This is a genomic window from Mesorhizobium japonicum MAFF 303099 (genome assembly GCF_000009625.1).
In the GTDB taxonomy this organism is placed as follows: domain Bacteria; phylum Pseudomonadota; class Alphaproteobacteria; order Rhizobiales; family Rhizobiaceae; genus Mesorhizobium; species Mesorhizobium japonicum.
Map to the genome: position 1 here is coordinate 4,593,392 of NC_002678.2, position 15,461 is coordinate 4,608,852.

The 15,461-nt window shown below is 62.7% G+C and carries 14 protein-coding genes; 6 read left to right on the top strand and 8 right to left on the bottom strand.

What is annotated here, in order from left to right; translation table 11 throughout:
* Positions 1–9: 9 nt before the first annotated feature.
* A complete protein-coding gene (rhaS, locus tag MAFF_RS23360; protein WP_010913442.1) occupies positions 10–1,005 on the bottom strand; it encodes a rhamnose ABC transporter substrate-binding protein in 996 nt (331 codons plus the stop codon).
* Positions 1,006–1,058: 53 nt separating this feature from the next.
* Positions 1,059–1,862 carry a DeoR/GlpR family DNA-binding transcription regulator gene (locus tag MAFF_RS23365; RefSeq protein WP_010913443.1) on the bottom strand — a complete coding sequence of 268 codons (804 nt, stop codon included), beginning with the start codon at positions 1,860–1,862 and terminating at the stop codon, positions 1,059–1,061.
* Positions 1,863–2,046: 184 nt separating this feature from the next.
* On the opposite strand from MAFF_RS23365, the gene MAFF_RS23370 reads away from it, so the two are divergent.
* The 3 genes from MAFF_RS23370 to ggt all read left to right on the top strand — a co-directional run bounded on the left by MAFF_RS23370 (position 2,047) and on the right by ggt (position 7,383).
* A complete protein-coding gene (locus tag MAFF_RS23370) occupies positions 2,047–4,149 on the top strand; it encodes a bifunctional rhamnulose-1-phosphate aldolase/short-chain dehydrogenase (protein WP_010913444.1) in 2,103 nt (700 codons plus the stop codon).
* A gap of 102 nt (positions 4,150–4,251) precedes the next feature.
* Positions 4,252–5,544 (top strand): L-rhamnose catabolism isomerase, encoded by a 1,293-nt coding sequence (gene rhaI, locus MAFF_RS23375; RefSeq protein WP_010913445.1) that lies wholly within the window; start codon positions 4,252–4,254, stop codon positions 5,542–5,544.
* Between the two features lie 99 nt (positions 5,545–5,643).
* Positions 5,644–7,383 carry a gamma-glutamyltransferase gene (gene ggt, locus MAFF_RS23380; protein ID WP_010913446.1) on the top strand — a complete coding sequence of 580 codons (1,740 nt, stop codon included), beginning with the start codon at positions 5,644–5,646 and terminating at the stop codon, positions 7,381–7,383.
* Positions 7,384–7,428: 45 nt separating this feature from the next.
* Here ggt and MAFF_RS23385 read toward each other — a convergent pair whose 3' ends face one another.
* The 6 genes from MAFF_RS23385 to MAFF_RS23410 all read right to left on the bottom strand — a co-directional run bounded on the left by MAFF_RS23385 (position 7,429) and on the right by MAFF_RS23410 (position 13,298).
* Entirely contained in the window at positions 7,429–7,770 is a 342-nt protein-coding gene (locus tag MAFF_RS23385) for a hypothetical protein (protein WP_080511918.1), read from the bottom strand.
* 384 nt (positions 7,771–8,154) lie between these two features.
* Complete coding sequence (locus tag MAFF_RS23390; RefSeq protein WP_244420592.1) at positions 8,155–8,703, bottom strand: hypothetical protein; 549 nt, start codon at positions 8,701–8,703, stop codon at positions 8,155–8,157.
* 186 nt (positions 8,704–8,889) lie between these two features.
* A complete protein-coding gene (locus MAFF_RS23395) occupies positions 8,890–9,330 on the bottom strand; it encodes a hypothetical protein (protein WP_044548920.1) in 441 nt (146 codons plus the stop codon).
* Between the two features lie 402 nt (positions 9,331–9,732).
* Positions 9,733–10,557 (bottom strand): alpha/beta hydrolase, encoded by an 825-nt coding sequence (locus MAFF_RS23400; protein WP_044548921.1) that lies wholly within the window; start codon positions 10,555–10,557, stop codon positions 9,733–9,735.
* 10 nt (positions 10,558–10,567) lie between these two features.
* Positions 10,568–12,055 (bottom strand): NAD-dependent succinate-semialdehyde dehydrogenase, encoded by a 1,488-nt coding sequence (locus MAFF_RS23405; RefSeq protein ID WP_010913451.1) that lies wholly within the window; start codon positions 12,053–12,055, stop codon positions 10,568–10,570.
* A 16-nt stretch (positions 12,056–12,071) separates the two neighbouring features.
* Positions 12,072–13,298 (bottom strand): iron-containing alcohol dehydrogenase, encoded by a 1,227-nt coding sequence (locus tag MAFF_RS23410; RefSeq protein ID WP_010913452.1) that lies wholly within the window; start codon positions 13,296–13,298, stop codon positions 12,072–12,074.
* 202 nt (positions 13,299–13,500) lie between these two features.
* Between MAFF_RS23410 and MAFF_RS23415 the strand changes: the two genes are divergently transcribed.
* From MAFF_RS23415 to MAFF_RS23420, 3 genes are read left to right on the top strand one after another with little or no spacing between them, the layout of a single operon-like run.
* Entirely contained in the window at positions 13,501–14,202 is a 702-nt protein-coding gene (locus MAFF_RS23415; RefSeq protein ID WP_010913453.1) for a GntR family transcriptional regulator, read from the top strand.
* A gap of 11 nt (positions 14,203–14,213) precedes the next feature.
* On the top strand, positions 14,214–14,438 hold the full coding sequence (locus MAFF_RS39190) for a hypothetical protein (RefSeq protein ID WP_010913454.1): 225 nt from the start codon (positions 14,214–14,216) through the stop codon (positions 14,436–14,438).
* Positions 14,404–14,997, top strand: coding sequence for a DJ-1/PfpI family protein (locus MAFF_RS23420; RefSeq protein ID WP_010913455.1), 594 nt, complete (start codon positions 14,404–14,406; stop codon positions 14,995–14,997). The genes MAFF_RS39190 and MAFF_RS23420 overlap by 35 nt, the downstream gene beginning before the upstream one ends.
* Positions 14,998–15,461: the final 464 nt, after the last annotated feature.

A 15,461-nucleotide genomic window follows, 5' to 3' on the forward strand; every position in this document is an offset into this window, starting at 1 on the left:
GTCTCCAGATCAATAGATCTTGGAGAACTTCTCGATGTTGGTCTTGTCGAACTGGAAGGGCGGAGCCATCGCGGCCGAGTTCGAGTCGTCGAGCGTGACCTTGCCGACGCGGCCGATCGACAGCGTCGCACCGGGCTTGGCCTCTTCCTTCTTCACCGCCAGGTCGTGGGCGAGGTAGACGGCCGAGTAGCCGAGGTCGATCGGGTTCCACAGCGCGACCGCCTGGCTGGCGCCGTTGTCGATGAACTTCTTGAACTCGGACGGCAGCGCCAGACCGGTGACATTGACCTTGCCGATCAGCTTCTCGTCGGTGACGACCTGGGCGGCGGCGACGACGCCGACGGTGGTCGGCGCGATGATCGCCTTGAGGTTCGGATAGGACTTCAGCAGGCCCTTGGCTTCGTCGGTGCTCTTGGCCGAATCGTCATCGCCATAGACGGTGGCGACGAGCTTGATCTTGGGGAACTTCTCCGGCAGCACCTTCTTGGCCGCGTCGATCCAGGCGTTTTGGTTGGTCGCGGTCGAGGAGGCCGACAGGATGGCGACATCGCCGCCTTCCGGCAGATAGTCGGCGGCAAGCTTGATGATGGTCTCGCCGATCAGGCCGGTGTCGGACGGGTTGAGATGCAGCTGGCGACCTTCCTTGGCGACACCGGAATCCCAGGAGATGACGGTGATGCCGCGCTCCATGGCCTTCTTCAGCACCGGCACCAGCGCGTCGGCGTCATTGGCCGAAATGGCGATGGCGTTGACCTTTTGCGCGATCAGCGAGTTGACCACTTCGATCTGCGCTTCGGCGGTCGCCTTGGTCGGGCCGGTGTAGATGATGTCGACATCGCCGAGTTCCTTGGCCGCCTCTTCGGCGCCCTTGTTGGCGGCGTCGAAGAAGCCGTTGCCGAGCGACTTCACCACCAGTGCGATCTTGACGTTCTCGGCATAGGCGGCATTCACGAACATGGCGGCCGAGAATGCGGCCGTCACCATCAATTTCTTCAAAAAGCTCATCGCATATCCTCCCTTGAGCGTTGCATTCCATCGCCGCTGCGGGCGTGAGTGTCTCAGGCCTGCAGTGAAGATTCTTCCTTTGCCGTCTTGCGGGCGACGATCAGCGTCACGCCCGCGGTCTCCAACATCTTGGCTTCACGATCCTCGATCCCGTCATCGGTGATGACGGTGGCGATGCGCGACAACCCGCACAGGATCAGGCTGGAGCGCTTGCGGAATTTCGAGGAATCGACCAGCACCACCAGCTCGTCGGCCTGGTCGATCAGCTTCTGCTCCGCCTGGATCAGCAGCGGGTCGCCTTCCATCAGGCCGAGCGGTCCCAACCCTTGCGCGCCCATGAACATGCGGCGCGCATAGAAATTGCGCGTCACGTCATTGTCGAAGGGCGACAGGATGATGTTCTGCTCGCGATAGATGGTGCCGCCCGACAGCATCACCGTGTTCTTCGAGTGCTTGAGCAGATGCTCGGCGATCGGGAACGAATTGGTGAAGATCGGCATGCGCCGCCCAGTCAGGAAATGCACCATCTGGAAAGTGGTGGTGCCACCATTGATGATGATCGGCTCGCCATCCCCGCACAATTCGACCGCTTCCCGGGCGATCGCCCGCTTCTGCGAAGCGTTGATCGTTTCGTTGACGGAAAAGGGCCGGCCGGCCAGGCCGATGAATTGCGGCGGCGAGATCGCCTCGGCGCCACCGCGCACCCGGCGCAGGCGCTTTTGCACGTGCAGAGCCGCGATATCGCGCCGGATCGTCGCCTCGGACGACTCCGTCAGGTCGACCATCTCCTGCACCGTCACCACAGGCTTTTCCTGGACGGCGGACAGAATGATCCTATGACGCTCTTTTTCGTGCATGGTTCCTCCCTGCCTGGCCATCTAGGCACTCAAAACGAGCAGTGTCAATCATTTCCGATCATATAATTTCATTGTGCAGTGCAATATGATCGATCTTGATCGTTTATGATTGACAAGCGAGGCGCTTGCGTAGACATTCCGGGCAAAATGGACTGCGGCTTCTTGCGTCCCAGGGAGGATACCTATGCTCGACAAGCGCTCCGGCTCGCGCCTCGCCAATCTGTGGGATGATGCGAAAGCCAAGGGGATGAGCGATCCCGAGCTTCTGGTCTATCGCTCGAACACGCTGGGTTCCGACAAGCGCGTCACCAACTACGGCGGCGGCAACACGTCCTCCAAGATATGGCAGAAGGATCCACTCAGCGGCGAGACTGTCGAAGTGCTGTGGGTCAAGGGTTCGGGCGGCGACAGCGCCTCGATCAAACTCGACGGCTTCGCCACGCTCTACATGGACAAATTGCGCGCGCTGAAAGGCCTTTATCGCGGCGTCGAGCATGAGGACGAGATGGTGGGATATCTGCCCCACTGCACCTTCAATCTCAATCCGCGCGCGGCCTCGATCGACACGCCGTTGCACGCCTATGTGCCGAAGCCGTTTGTCGACCACATGCATCCCGACGCCATCATCGCGATTGCCGCCGCGAAGGATTCCAGGGCGTTGACAAAAGAAATCTTCGGCGACGCCATCGGCTGGCTGCCGTGGAAGCGGCCAGGCTTCGAGCTTGGCCTATGGCTGGAGAAGTTCTGCCTCGATCACCCCGCCGCCAAGGGCGTCATCCTCGAAAGCCACGGCCTGTTCACTTGGGGCGACACGCCCAAGGAATGCTACGAGACGACGATCTCGGTGATCAACCAGGCGATCGAGTGGTTCGAGCGCCGCTCCGAGGGCCTCGCCATCTTCGGCGGCGAAGTGGTCAAGTCGCTCGATGCCAAGCAACGTCGCGCCATCGCGGCGAAACTGATGCCGAAAATCCGCGGCCTGATCTCGGAAAGGAGCCACAAGCTCGGCCATTTCGACGATTCCGCCGCCGTGCTCGAATTCGTCAACTCCAGGGATTTGCGACCGCTGGCGGCACTCGGCACCTCATGCCCCGACCATTTCCTGCGCACCAAGATACGCCCGCTGGTGATCGAGTTCGACCCGGCAAAGCCTGATGTCGATGCGGTCATTGCGCGCCTCGCCGACGACATCGCCGAATACCGCGTCGGCTACCAGGCCTACTACGACAGCTGCAAGCATCCGGACTCGCCCGCCATCCGCGATCCCAATGCCGTGGTCTATCTGATGCCTGGCGTCGGCATGTTCACCTTCGCCGGCGACAAGGCGACGGCGCGCATCTCGGGCGAGTTCTACGTCAACGCCATCAACGTCATGCGCGGCGCCTCGACTGTCTCGTCCTATGTCGGCCTGCCCGCCCAGGAAGCCTTCGATATCGAATACTGGCTGCTCGAGGATCTCAAGCTGCAGCGCATGCCGAAGCCGAAGTCGCTCGCCGGCCAGATCGCGCTGGTCACCGGCGGCGCCGGCGGCATTGGCCGGGCGACCGCCAATCGCCTGCTGCGCGAAGGCGCCTGCGTGGTGCTGGCCGACATCGACGAGGCTGCACTGGCCACCGCCAATGAGGAACTGGCCAAAACCTATGGCAAGGATTTCGTCCGCCCGGTGGTGATCAACGTCACCTCGGAAGACCAGGTGATCTCGGGCTTTGCCGAGACGGCGGTCGAGTTCGGCGGCATCGACATTCTGGTCTCCAACGCGGGTCTCGCCTCCTCGGCGCCGATCGAGGAGACGACGCTGGCGCTGTGGAACAAGAACATGGACATCTTGTCGACCGGCTATTTCCTGGTCTCGCGGGAAGCGTTCCGGCTGTTCCGGGTGCAGAAGATCGGCGGCAATGTCGTCTTCGTCGCCTCCAAGAACGGCCTTGCCGCGTCGCCGAATGCCGCCGCCTATTGCACGGCCAAGGCCGCCGAGATCCATCTCGCCCGTTGCCTGGCGCTGGAAGGCGCGGAAGCGCAGATCAGGGTCAATGTCGTCAATCCGGACGCCGTGCTGCGCGGCTCCAAGATCTGGACCGGCGAGTGGAAGGAACAGCGCGCCGCCGCCTACAAGATGTCCACGGACGACCTCGAAGAACATTATCGCTCGCGCTCGATGCTGAAGCGCTCGGTCTTCCCGGAAGACATCGCCGAAGCGATCTATTTCTTCGCCTCCGACATGTCGGCCAAGTCGACCGGCAACATCATCAACGTCGACGCCGGCAACGCGCAGAGCTTTACGCGCTGATTTGGAGCGCTTCCCTTCTCCCCGTTTCACGGGGAGAAGGTGGGCCGAAGGGCCGGATGAGGGGCGGCGCCAGCCGAACATATTCTTGGGAGGAACCTGCACTTGTCCGAAACCATCATTTCCGCCGAAGTCGTCGAAAAAAATAACGCCGCCCGCAAGCCCGACCTCGAGCGCGACTACGCCTCGCTCGGCGAGCGTCTCGACCGTCGCGGCATTGCCATCGACGCCATCCGCGCCAAGGTCGAGAAATTTGCGGTCGCCATCCCCTCCTGGGGCGTCGGCACCGGCGGCACGCGCTTTGCCCGCTTTCCCGGCGCCGGCGAGCCGCGCGATATTTTCGACAAGATCGAGGATTGCGCCGTCATCAGTCAGCTGACGCAGGCGACACCGACCGTCTCGTTGCACATTCCGTGGGACAAGGCCGACCCGAACCGGCTGAAGCAGGCGGCCTCGCGCTTCGGCCTCGGCTTCGACGCGATGAATTCCAACACCTTCTCCGATGCCCGCGACCAGAAACTCTCCTACAAATTCGGCTCGCTGTCGCATGCCGATGCCGGCACCCGCCGGCAGGCGGTCGAGCACAATCTCGAATGCATCGAGATCGGCAAGACGCTCGGCTCCAAGGCGCTGACGGTGTGGATCGGCGACGGCTCGAATTTTCCCGGCCAAGTCAATTTCGCCAGAGCGTTCGAGCGCTACCTCGACGCCATGAAGGCGGTTTATGCCGGGCTGCCCGCCGACTGGAAACTGTTCACCGAACACAAGATGTACGAGCCGGCCTTCTATTCCACGGTCGTGCAGGACTGGGGTACCAACTACCTTATCGCCAAGGAATTGGGCGACAGGGCTTTCTGCCTCGTCGATCTCGGCCACCATGCGCCGAACGTCAACATCGAGATGATCGTGTCGCGGCTGATCCAGTTCAAGAAACTCGGCGGCTTCCACTTCAACGATTCGAAATATGGCGACGACGATCTCGACGCCGGTTCGATCGATCCTTACCGGCTGTTCCTGGTCTTCAACGAACTGGTCGATGCCGAACTGTCCGGCGCCGAAGGTTTCGATCCCGCCCACATGCTCGACCAGAGCCACAACGTCACCGATCCGATCGAAAGCCTGATGCTGTCGGCGGTCGAGGTGCAGCGCGCCTATGCGCAGGCGCTGCTGGTCGACCGCAAGGCGCTCGAAGGTTTTCAGGACGGCAATGACGCGCTGATGGCGACGCAGACGCTGAAGGCGGCCTACCGCACCGATGTCGAGCCGATCCTGGCCATGGCGCGGCTGAAAACCGGGGGCGCCATCGATCCGGTCGCCACCTACCGGGCGGCGGGCTACCGCGCCAAGGTCGCGGCCGAACGCCCGGCTGTCACCGGCGGCAGCGGCGGGATTGTCTGACGCGCCTGACATCCGAATTGATCCGCCTGGCCCATCGTTGATGGTGGACACGGCCGCAGCGACGGGTTCTTCTAGGCGTCCCCGCCAGGAGAACCCGCCATGCACGTCACCCGTCGGACACTGATCGCCGCCAGTCTTTCCATCACCTTTGCCCTGGCGCCATTGACCAGCGTCTTCGCCGCGTCGCCGGCGCCGGCCAAGGGCGAGCACGGCATGGTGGTCACGGCCCAGCACCTGGCGTCGGAAGTCGGCGTCGAGGTCTTGAAGAAGGGCGGCAATGCCGTCGATGCGGCGGTCGCCGTCGGCTATGCGCTGGCCGTCGTCTACCCCAATGCCGGCAATATCGGCGGCGGCGGCTTCATGACCATCCGGTTCGCCGATGGCAAATCGACCTTCCTCGATTTTCGAGAGCGCGCGCCGCTGGCCGCGACCAAGACCATGTATCTCGACAAGGATGGCAATCCGGTGAAGGGCGCCAGCCTCGACGGCTATCTCGCCGTCGGCGTGCCGGGCTCGGTGGCCGGTTTCGAAATAGCGCGCGAGAAATATGGCACACTCTCAAGGCAAGACCTGATGGCGCCGGCGATCGGCTATGCCAAGGATGGGTTCATCCTCAATCAGGGCGATGCCGCCTCGTTCGCCGGCAGCGCGGATCGGCTGGCGAAGAACGCGGCCGCGGCCGCAGCCTTCCTGAAACCCGATGGCAAGCCCTACGGCATCGGCGAGCGGCTCACCCAACCGGACCTTGCCGCCTCGCTTTCGGCGATATCCGAGAAAGGTCCCGACGCCTTCTACAAGGGCGCCATCGCCGACGCCATCGTCAAGGCGAGTGGCGCCAAGGGCGGCATCCTGGCCAAGCAGGATTTCGAGCAATATGCGGTGCGTGAACTGAAACCGGTCACTTGCTCCTATCGCGGCTATGAGATCACTTCCTCGCCGCCGCCAAGCTCCGGTGGCGTCATCATCTGCGAAATCCTCAACGTGCTGGAAGGCTACCCGCTGTCTTATCTCGGCGCCGGTTCGGCCGAGACGGTGCATGTCATGGTCGAGGCGATGCGCCATGCCTATGTCGACCGCAACTCCGCGCTCGGCGATCCCGATTTCGTCGACAATCCGGTCTCGAAATTGCTGGATAAAGCCTACGCCAAGGGCATCCGCGACAAGATCGACCCGTTCCGGGCCGGCGTGTCGCAGGACCTGATGCCGAAGGGTTTCGGCGAGTCGAAGGAGACGACGCACTATTCGATCATCGACAAGGATGGCAACGCGGTCGCGGTCACCTACACGCTGAACGGCTCCTTCGGCGCCGGCGTCGTCGCCGACGGCACCGGCATCCTACTCAACAACGAGATGGACGATTTCACCCAGAAGCCGGGCGTGCCTAACCTCTATGGGTTGGTCCAGGGCGAGGCCAATGCCATTCAGCCGAAGAAGACGCCGCTGTCATCGATGAGCCCGACCATCGTGGCCAGGGACGGCAAGCCGTTCATGGTCATCGGCAGCCCGGGCGGCTCGCGCATCATCACCATCACGCTTGAAGCGATCGTCAACGTCATCGACCATGGCATGAACATCCAGGAAGCGATCGACGCGCCGCGCATCCACCATCAATGGCTGCCCGATAAGGTCTATGTCGAGCCGTTCGGCCTGTCGCCGGACACCGAAAGGCTGTTGGCCGGCATGGGCTACCACCTTGATCTCGGCGACCAGACCTGGGGCCAGGCGGCCGGCATCTTGGTCGGCGGCAAAAGCCTCGCGGAGATCGAGAAAGGCGGCGGCGCGCGCTACAATGGCGCCATCGACAGCCGGGCGGCCTCTGGCGAGGCGCTCGGATATTGATGCCGGCGTGGACTCCCGGACAGGCTCACGGCCCGACAAGAACCGTCAGGTAACCAGCGTGATGGTCGATGCGATCAGCATCAGGGCGGCGATGCCGACGAACAGCGCGTAGATGCGCGGCCGGTCAAGCAGAAGCGCGTTTCCGGAGATCCAGGCCGATGTGGCGCCGCCAAGCGCGAAGAGGAACCCGTTGCGATGGCCGAAGGTCATCGACGCGGCCATCAGCCCGCCGATGATCAGGGCGCCGAACACGATGATCACGGCGACCGCGTATTTCTCGAAATCATTGTTGCCGATCCCTGGCCCGATCGCATTCAGATTGGGCAGGTCGTCCGGATCGAAGGGGTTCGCCGACCCATATTCGTCTTGACCGATCGATTCTCGCATCACTCGTTCTCCGCAGACCGGCAACAAACCATCAACACTTGCCGAGCGCAACCCGATCGCATGTCCCTCTCTGGGTCCCCCGTCACCTTCAACACGTTCCGGCGACGCTTGTCACCGGTTTTCCGGCCGCCTGTCTCAAATGCAACACGTGTCCGCGTTCGGATGGCGCGCGACCATTCTATTCTATTTGGACCGAGTTCGCGGGGAAAAGATGATGCCGAGCGTCAATTTCAGCGCCGCAACGCCCTGCGCGACTGCGGCGGGGAGTCGCAGCGCTGGGCGTGAGGCGCGCAATTTTTGACTGGGAAGGCGTTCGCGGTGCGGGAAAGGAATACCGCCCTTGGTGAACGCCTGCCTCGGCAAGATGCTGGGCACCTGGCGCCCTCATTCCTGTGAAGGGGAGGCGCTCAATCGACGATAGGGGACGCCATCGAAGCTTGCCGTCACAAAATCCGTGACGGACATCTTGCGCTTGCGTCCGTCGCTGCAGGCGTAGACCGGCCAACCGGCATCGCTGCATTCGCTGGCAGCGCAGATACGCGCCAGGCAGTTGCCGACAGTCAATCGGAAGCCGCCCTTGCCGGCGAAGCCTTGCAACAAGCTGCCGTCCGCCGCGCGCCAGGTCCGCGCGCGGAATTCCGCCCGCAAAAGCAATGGTTCGAGAGAGACCGCAAGATCGGTTTCGCCGGCACGTCCTGCGAACTGCAGACGGAAGCGCGCCATTGCAGTCGTGTATGCGGTCACAAGATCCGATTCGCGAAGATAGGAGATCGGCAGGTTGGAGCGGTCAAGCAGATGAGACATGCGCTCGCTGGCCTCGACCGGCATCAGCAAGGCAACAAGGATAAAAAGGGCGAAGCAAGCTCGCGACATTTTCCAGCAGCCATATCGATCTCGGCCTGCCGGTTTGGCCCCGGTTGCCCCCAGTAACATCCCGCCAATCGTCGCCCTGTGCAAGCCGCTTGCTGAGGCAGTCCAAGGCGGCCGAGTGTGCAATTCGCAAGGCCACCGCGCCTGGAGCCGAAGAGGTGACCCGCATCGACGAATTTGCGCGGGCAATGGCGAGGCATACTCGGCGTTTGCGGCAAAGAGGAACACCTGCCGTCAGCCAGGGGTTCCTTAGCTGGCGCGGCCCGGCGGCAGCTCAAACAGGTTGGCGCCGTTCTCCTGGCCGCGCTCGACATAGCCGATAATGCCGAACCATCGGGCGACGTCAGGACCCTGCAGCCAGCTGCGCGAGTGGATGGGAAGGTTGCCGGCGAGCGCCTGGATGTGCCTGATATGCCGCTTGCAGAAGCGCACGGTCGAGGCGCGGAAGAAGTCCTCCTGCGCGGCAAACAGCGTATCGGCGGCGTCGCTGTTCTCATGCCAGGCGATGATCGCCACGGCCTTCTCGCCCTCGACCAGCGCGTGCGCCCGGCCTTCCTTCAGATTCATCATCAGATTGTCATAGGCGATCTTGCGGTCCTTGCCGGCCGCCGCGTATTCCTCCGACATCCGCTTGGACAGGCCATGAAAGACATCCTCGAGATCCCCGAGCGTTGCTGCGCGTGCTCTCATTTCACCTCCTGCAGCCCCGGCAGGGAGTTTGCCCTAAGGGTGAGGGATCACCAAGCAAATCGAATCCGCTGAATGGCCAATGAGAGCAAAGCTGTTTCGCTCGGCGAGTCGCCTGGTCGCGCAACAGGGCCAAGTCCTGAAGTTGCGCAACTGCCCACTGAGCGGTGCACATCACACTGCGACCTCCTCATTTGGGTCGGCTCGGCATTGCCTCAGGTGGGCTCGATCATATCGAGCGTTGCTGCATTGCTTCAGCGGCAGACGACCGCTGAAGCTCTGTTCGCAGGAAGAGCGAAGCTCCGTTGGAGCGGACACCGTTTCACAGAAACGGCGAACCGCTCTAACTCATTGTTTTGACGCAATTCCGGAGGGAAAACCGCTCACACTTTTCCTGGAATTGCTCTAGACGAGGGTCGTTTCAATCGTCTGCATCAGGCAATCGCCAGCCTGCGTGCCGACGATGCCCAGATCCCTTACGCTGTTCATATGGTTCCGGTCATTCAGGCGGAGGTCGCGGACACCGTGGCCCTGCGCGCGCAAGAACGTTCCGAAGTCGGCCGCTTGCTGGTGAAAAGGTGGTGTTTCTTGGTCCCCGACGAGAATGGTCACTGCCGTCTTCGGGTCATGCCGCCGCGTCATTGGCGTGAAGGCAGCTGCCTCCTCGTCGGTGATGCCGATCAACGGCTCGAGGAAGGATTTCTGCAGAGGCTTCAGGTCGTAGAGGCCGCCCAGCAGCAGCGCTGCACGGATGCGTGACGGCACTGGCGTCTTCTCGAACAGGAATGTAGCCAGGTGTGCTCCGGCCGAATGGCCGCTGACGCTCATCCGGCCGGGATCGCCGCCATGGTCGACGATGTTGTCCAGCACCCATTGTTTGGCGCGCCGGACCTGTTCCACGATCGCCGCCATCCTGAACTCGGGCATTAGCGCATAATCGACGATGACGGCGATCGCACCGGCTCTGGTGACTGTGTTCGCCACATAGGAATAGTCGCCCCTTGAAAACATGCGCCAGTAGCCGCCGTGGATGAAAACATGAACCGGAATATTCTTGCGCCCGCCCGGCGGAAAGAACAGGTCGAGCCTCTCGGCCGCGCCGTTGCCATAGGCGACATTAGCCACCATGGGCAGCGTCGCCCGGGTAGCGGTGCTGCGCGCCACGATATCGGCCACGATGTCATCGAAGTCGGCAACGTGATCGCGGGTGCGGAAGGGGTCTTTCTGCATGGATGCCCGATCAGAAGGTAACGGCGATATACTTCGCCTCCATGAACTCGGCGATGCCGTGGTGCTGGCCGCCCTCGCGACCCAGGCCGCTCTGCTTGACGCCACCGAAGGGCGCCGCAGGGTCCGACATCAGCCCCCGATTGAGGCCGATCATGCCGGCCTCGATCCTCGATGCCACCCGCAATCCTCGGCCCACATCGCGCGTATAGATATAGGCGGCAAGGCCGTATTCCGTGTTGTTGGCGTGCATGATGACTTCGGCCTCGGTCTCGAATCGCGTGACGGGCGCTACCGGCCCGAAGATCTCCTCATGCGCCATGTCAGCATCGGGCGGAACCTGCGACAGGACCGTCGGCGGATAAAAGAAGCCCTCCTCTTCCGGGATCGAGCCGCCGCAAAGCACCTTGGCTCCCCGGCCCACGGCGTCCTTGACCAGGCGGTCGATCTTGTCGACCGCCTTTCTGGTGATCATCGGCCCGCACTCCGTATCCGCACTCATGCCCGGTCCGACCTTGAGAGCTGCCATGCGCTTGCGAAGGCCGTCGGCGAACGCGTCATGGATGCCTGACTGCACATAGATGCGGTTGGCGGCTGTACAGGCCTCGCCGGCATTGCGCATCTTTGCGATCATGGCACCGTCGAGCGCGGCATCGAGGTCGGCATCGTCGAAAACGACAAACGGTGCATTGCCGCCGAGTTCCATCGAGCAGGAGACCACATGCTTGGCGGCTTCGCCAAGCAAGGTTCGTCCGACGCCCGTCGAGCCGGTGAAAGAGAGCTTCCTGACGCGCGGATCGGCCAGCATGGCCGAGGTCAGCGGACCGGGACTGGTCGTGGTGAGCACATTGACGACGCCGGCCGGAACGCCGGCTTCGCTGTAGAGCGCGGCCAGCGCATAGGCCGTCAGCGGCGTTTCGCTGGCCGGCTTCAGGATCACCGTGCAACCGGCCGCCAATGCCGGCGCGATCTTTCGTGTCGCCATCGCGGCAGGAAAATTCCAGGGCGTGATCAGCACGCAGATCCCGATCGGCTCATAGTCGACCACGATGCGGTTGGCGCCGGACGGCGCGGTGCCGAACTCGCCGGTGATGCGAACCGCTTCTTCCGCGTTCCAGCGGAAGAACTCAGCGGCGTACGCAACCTCGCCGCGCGCGTCGCGTAGAGCCTTGCCGTTCTCCAGCGAGATCAGCATGGCGAGCGTTTCCGACCGCTCGACCATGAGTTCGAAACAGCGCCTGAGGATTTCCGAGCGCTTGCGCGGCGCCGTCTCTCTCCATGCCGTCGCCGCCTTGGCCGCCGCATCGACGGCGGCCAAGGCATCCTCGAGCGTCGCATCGGGGACCGCTGCAATCACGGATCCCGACGAAGGATCGACGACGTCGATGACCCGACCATCGGAAGATGGTCGCCATCTGCCGTCGATGTAGAGTCCGTGCGAAAAGCCGCGAACATCATAGTCGTCCTGGTCGATCCACAACGCATTGGGAGGAAGGTTCATTGTCTTGTTCCGTGGATTACATGGCGCAGGCTGCGAGGTCGCCGTCATGGGCGGCCTGGACCAGGCGTCGCATGGCGGTGAGATCGAAGGGGCGCGGGTTGTTCTTGATCAGGCGGTCGATGCCGAGCGCCTGATCGGCGGTCCAGTCGAGCTTGTCGGCGGGAAGGCCGAGATCGGCCAGCGTCGGCGTGATGCCGATCGCCGTGAATAGCCGCCGGATTTCCTTGATGGTGGCGTCCGCCATCTCCTCGGCGCTCCGCCCCTTGGCCTCAAGGCCAAGCGCGTCGCCGATCTCGGCCATTTCGGCGGCGACCACGCGGCTGTTGTAGGTCATGACGTAAGGCATCATCGTCGCCACGCCCAATCCGTGCGCGGTGTGGGTGAGGGCGCCCGCGGGATATTGCACGGCATGCGCCGCCGCAGTGCCGGCGGTGCCGAATGCGCAGCCCGCCGCCAGTGCGCCCATCATCACATCGGCGCGCGCATCGGCATCCGTGCCGTCGGTGCAGGCTTTCTCCAGGCTGCGGCCCAGCAGCTTTATGGCCAGGAGGGCGAAATGGTCGGTCAGCGCGGTCTTGCCGATGAAGACATGCTGTTGCGCCAGGCTGGGGTCCTCGCCGCGCTGCTTCGCGGTGAAGGCCTCGATCGCATGGGTCAGGGCGTCGGCGCCGGCTATCGCAGTCAGGGCAGGGGGGCAGGTCATCGTCAGTTCGGGGTCGCACAAGGCAACTGCCGCGATTAGATAGGGGCTCGATATGCCGACCTTGAGCGTCCGATCCGGATCGGAGATCACCGCGACGGGCGTCACTTCGGAGCCGGTGCCCGCTGTCGTGGGCACGGCGATCAGCGGCAGCGTCGGGCCGGGCACCTTGAACTCCCCATAGTAGTCCTGAAGCTTGCCGCCATGGCTGAGCAGCAAGTCGGCGCATTTGGCGAAATCGAGGCAGCTGCCGCCGCCGATGCCGATCACCATCTCGGGCTGGAATTTCTCGGCCTCGTCGACGCAAATGCCGACGCTGTCACGTGGCACGTCGGGAAGCACGCGGTCATGCACCAGCACCTCGATCGAGGCGGCCTGGAGCGATTGGACAATTTCCGCGAACACCGCCGTGCCGGCGAAACGCTCGTCGGTACAGACCAGGGCGTGCCGGCCGAACCTGCCGGCGACTGTCGACAGTGCGTGGCGCTGGCCTTTCCCGAAAAGGATTTCACGCGGAAGCCGGAGGGCGGCGAAGAGGCTCATGATGATCTTTCGTCCTTTGAAGGCGGCTGAACTGACAAGGCTTGTCGCGACGGATCCGCCATCTGTCCGCAACGGCGCCTGGACACCCTCAGCACCTATGTAACGGTTCGAAAAAAGATATCCGCTTTAAAATCGTATAGGATATAGGATTGTATCTGCTGGAGCATCGTGTTAGCAGTCCGCACTGTCAAGAGGTAAAAAAATGCAGGCCGCGAACTCAACCGACACGACCGAAATGACCGCTGCCGGCGGTCGCATCCAGCGCTCGAACAGCCTGGTCGAGGATGTCTATGAAGCGATCTTCGCGCAGCTGATGGCGCTGAAGATCGCGCCGGGTTCGCGCATCACCGTCGACAGCCTGGTCAAGGAATTCAACGTCTCGCACACGCCGATCCGCGAGGCGCTCGGCCGCCTCGAAGGCGAAGGCCTGGTGCTCAAGACGCACCTGATCGGCTATCGCGCGGCACCGCAAATCACGCGGCGCCGCTTCGACGAATTGTACGAGATGCGCCTTCTGCTTGAGCCGCATGCCGCGGCGAAAGCCGCCGCTGCCATGGATGAAGCCAAGCTCAACATTTTGCTGGAAGCAGCCGGTGTGATGTCACGGCGCGAAGGCAAGGACGAGCGCCTGCGCTATTCGAATTTCGCCCGGCAGGACGCGATCTTCCACGACAAGATCATGGAGTTTTCCGAAAACGAACTCATTCGGCAGACGTTGAGCCACCAGCACACCCACTTCCACATCTTCCGCCTGATGTATCATGCCCGCGTGACCGAGGAAGCGCTCGACGAACACGAGGCGATCCTCGCCGCGTTCGGCGCGGCCGATCCCGATGCTGCCCAAAAGGCGATGCGCATCCACATCGAGCATTCGCGCGATCGATTGCTTCCGGCCTTCGATTGAGGTCGGAGTCGATGTCCATTGCCGCGAACATCGCTGGAGAGGGAGGAAGCACCCTGCCTTTTGCTGGCGTGCCGGGCGCCGTCGAACCGGTGCTGCGCGCCGAGCACATATTTCCCGGACCCGCCGTTCTGACCCGATGCGATTTCGAAGACCGGCGAGGCGCGATCCGCGCCTTGCCCAGCCCCAACAGGAGGAAGAGCCATGCCAGGCAAGAAAATATTGATGCTGACCGGTGAGTTCACCGAAGAATACGAGATCTTCGTCTATCAGCAGGCGATGGAGGCCGTGGGCCACACGGTTCATGTGGTGTGCCCCGACAAGAATGCCGGAGACCTGATCAAGACCTCGCTGCACGACTTCGAGGGTGACCAGACTTACACTGAAAAGCTCGGCCACTACGCGCTGATCAACAAGACGTTCTCGGAAGCCGAAAGACAGCTCGACCAGTATCATGCTGTCTACTGCGCAGGCGGCCGCGGGCCGGAATACATTCGTACCGACAAGCGCGTGCAGGCGATCGTGCGCCATTTCCATGAGACCAAAAAGCCGATCTTCACGATTTGCCATGGCGTCCAGATTCTGATCGCGGTCGATGGCGTCGTCCGCGGCAAGAAGGTTGGGGCTCTCGCGGCCTGCGAGCCCGAAGTGACGCTCGCCGGCGGCACTTACATCGACCTGTCTCCCACCGATGCCTATGTGGACGGCACGATGGTTTCCGCCAAGGGCTGGACGGCGCTTGCCGCGTTCATCCGCGAATGTCTGAAGGTGCTGGGAACCGAGATCCGCCACGCTTGACGCCAAACGGCTGGCGCGCCCCAGCGCGCCGGCCGGTAGGAACTTCCAAAGCGGAAGTTCCGACCATCTCCGACATCGGCCCGCTGCCGCCGGCGGCGGGCTTCCTGTATCTTGTGGCAGAAAAGTCACGCAGCTTGAATATGCGGAGCCTTCAACCGGAGCGAGCTTATTATCCAGCCAAGCGAGGCGTACCGTTTGACTATCCACGAGCAAATGGGGTTGCTCGTGACTCCTCCCGAACTAGCGCCCGCTGCCTCACGGTGGCGGGCTTTTTCATTGTTGAGCGTTTCGTCGTTTTCTGGGTCTACGAAGCGGGGCTAGCAGATTGCTTCGCCCCGTATAGTCGTCATTTCAGATGCAAGATGACCGAGCCCTCGCTCAGGGTTGGCGGAGCGACACCGATTCCTGACGCATTTTTCTTCACCCAGTCACGGGCCACAACGACACTCTCATCGGTGCCCGCC

Bases quoted from the DNA above. Each gene is read 5' to 3' on its own strand.
- rhaS (WP_010913442.1), bottom strand. From the start codon at position 1,005: ATGAGCTTTTTGAAGAAATTGATGGTGACGGCCGCATTCTCGGCCGCC.
- MAFF_RS23415 (WP_010913453.1), top strand. From the start codon at position 13,501: ATGCAGGCCGCGAACTCAACCGACACGACCGAAATGACCGCTGCCGGC.
- MAFF_RS23365 (WP_010913443.1), bottom strand. From the start codon at position 1,862: ATGCACGAAAAAGAGCGTCATAGGATCATTCTGTCCGCCGTCCAGGAA.
- MAFF_RS23390 (WP_244420592.1), bottom strand. From the start codon at position 8,703: ATGTTACTGGGGGCAACCGGGGCCAAACCGGCAGGCCGAGATCGATAT.
- MAFF_RS23405 (WP_010913451.1), bottom strand. From the start codon at position 12,055: ATGAACCTTCCTCCCAATGCGTTGTGGATCGACCAGGACGACTATGAT.
- MAFF_RS23420 (WP_010913455.1), top strand. From the start codon at position 14,404: ATGCCAGGCAAGAAAATATTGATGCTGACCGGTGAGTTCACCGAAGAA.
- MAFF_RS23395 (WP_044548920.1), bottom strand. From the start codon at position 9,330: ATGAGAGCACGCGCAGCAACGCTCGGGGATCTCGAGGATGTCTTTCAT.
- MAFF_RS23370 (WP_010913444.1), top strand. From the start codon at position 2,047: ATGCTCGACAAGCGCTCCGGCTCGCGCCTCGCCAATCTGTGGGATGAT.
- MAFF_RS39190 (WP_010913454.1), top strand. From the start codon at position 14,214: ATGTCCATTGCCGCGAACATCGCTGGAGAGGGAGGAAGCACCCTGCCT.
- ggt (WP_010913446.1), top strand. From the start codon at position 5,644: ATGCACGTCACCCGTCGGACACTGATCGCCGCCAGTCTTTCCATCACC.
- MAFF_RS23385 (WP_080511918.1), bottom strand. From the start codon at position 7,770: ATGCGAGAATCGATCGGTCAAGACGAATATGGGTCGGCGAACCCCTTC.
- MAFF_RS23400 (WP_044548921.1), bottom strand. From the start codon at position 10,557: ATGCAGAAAGACCCCTTCCGCACCCGCGATCACGTTGCCGACTTCGAT.
- MAFF_RS23410 (WP_010913452.1), bottom strand. From the start codon at position 13,298: ATGAGCCTCTTCGCCGCCCTCCGGCTTCCGCGTGAAATCCTTTTCGGG.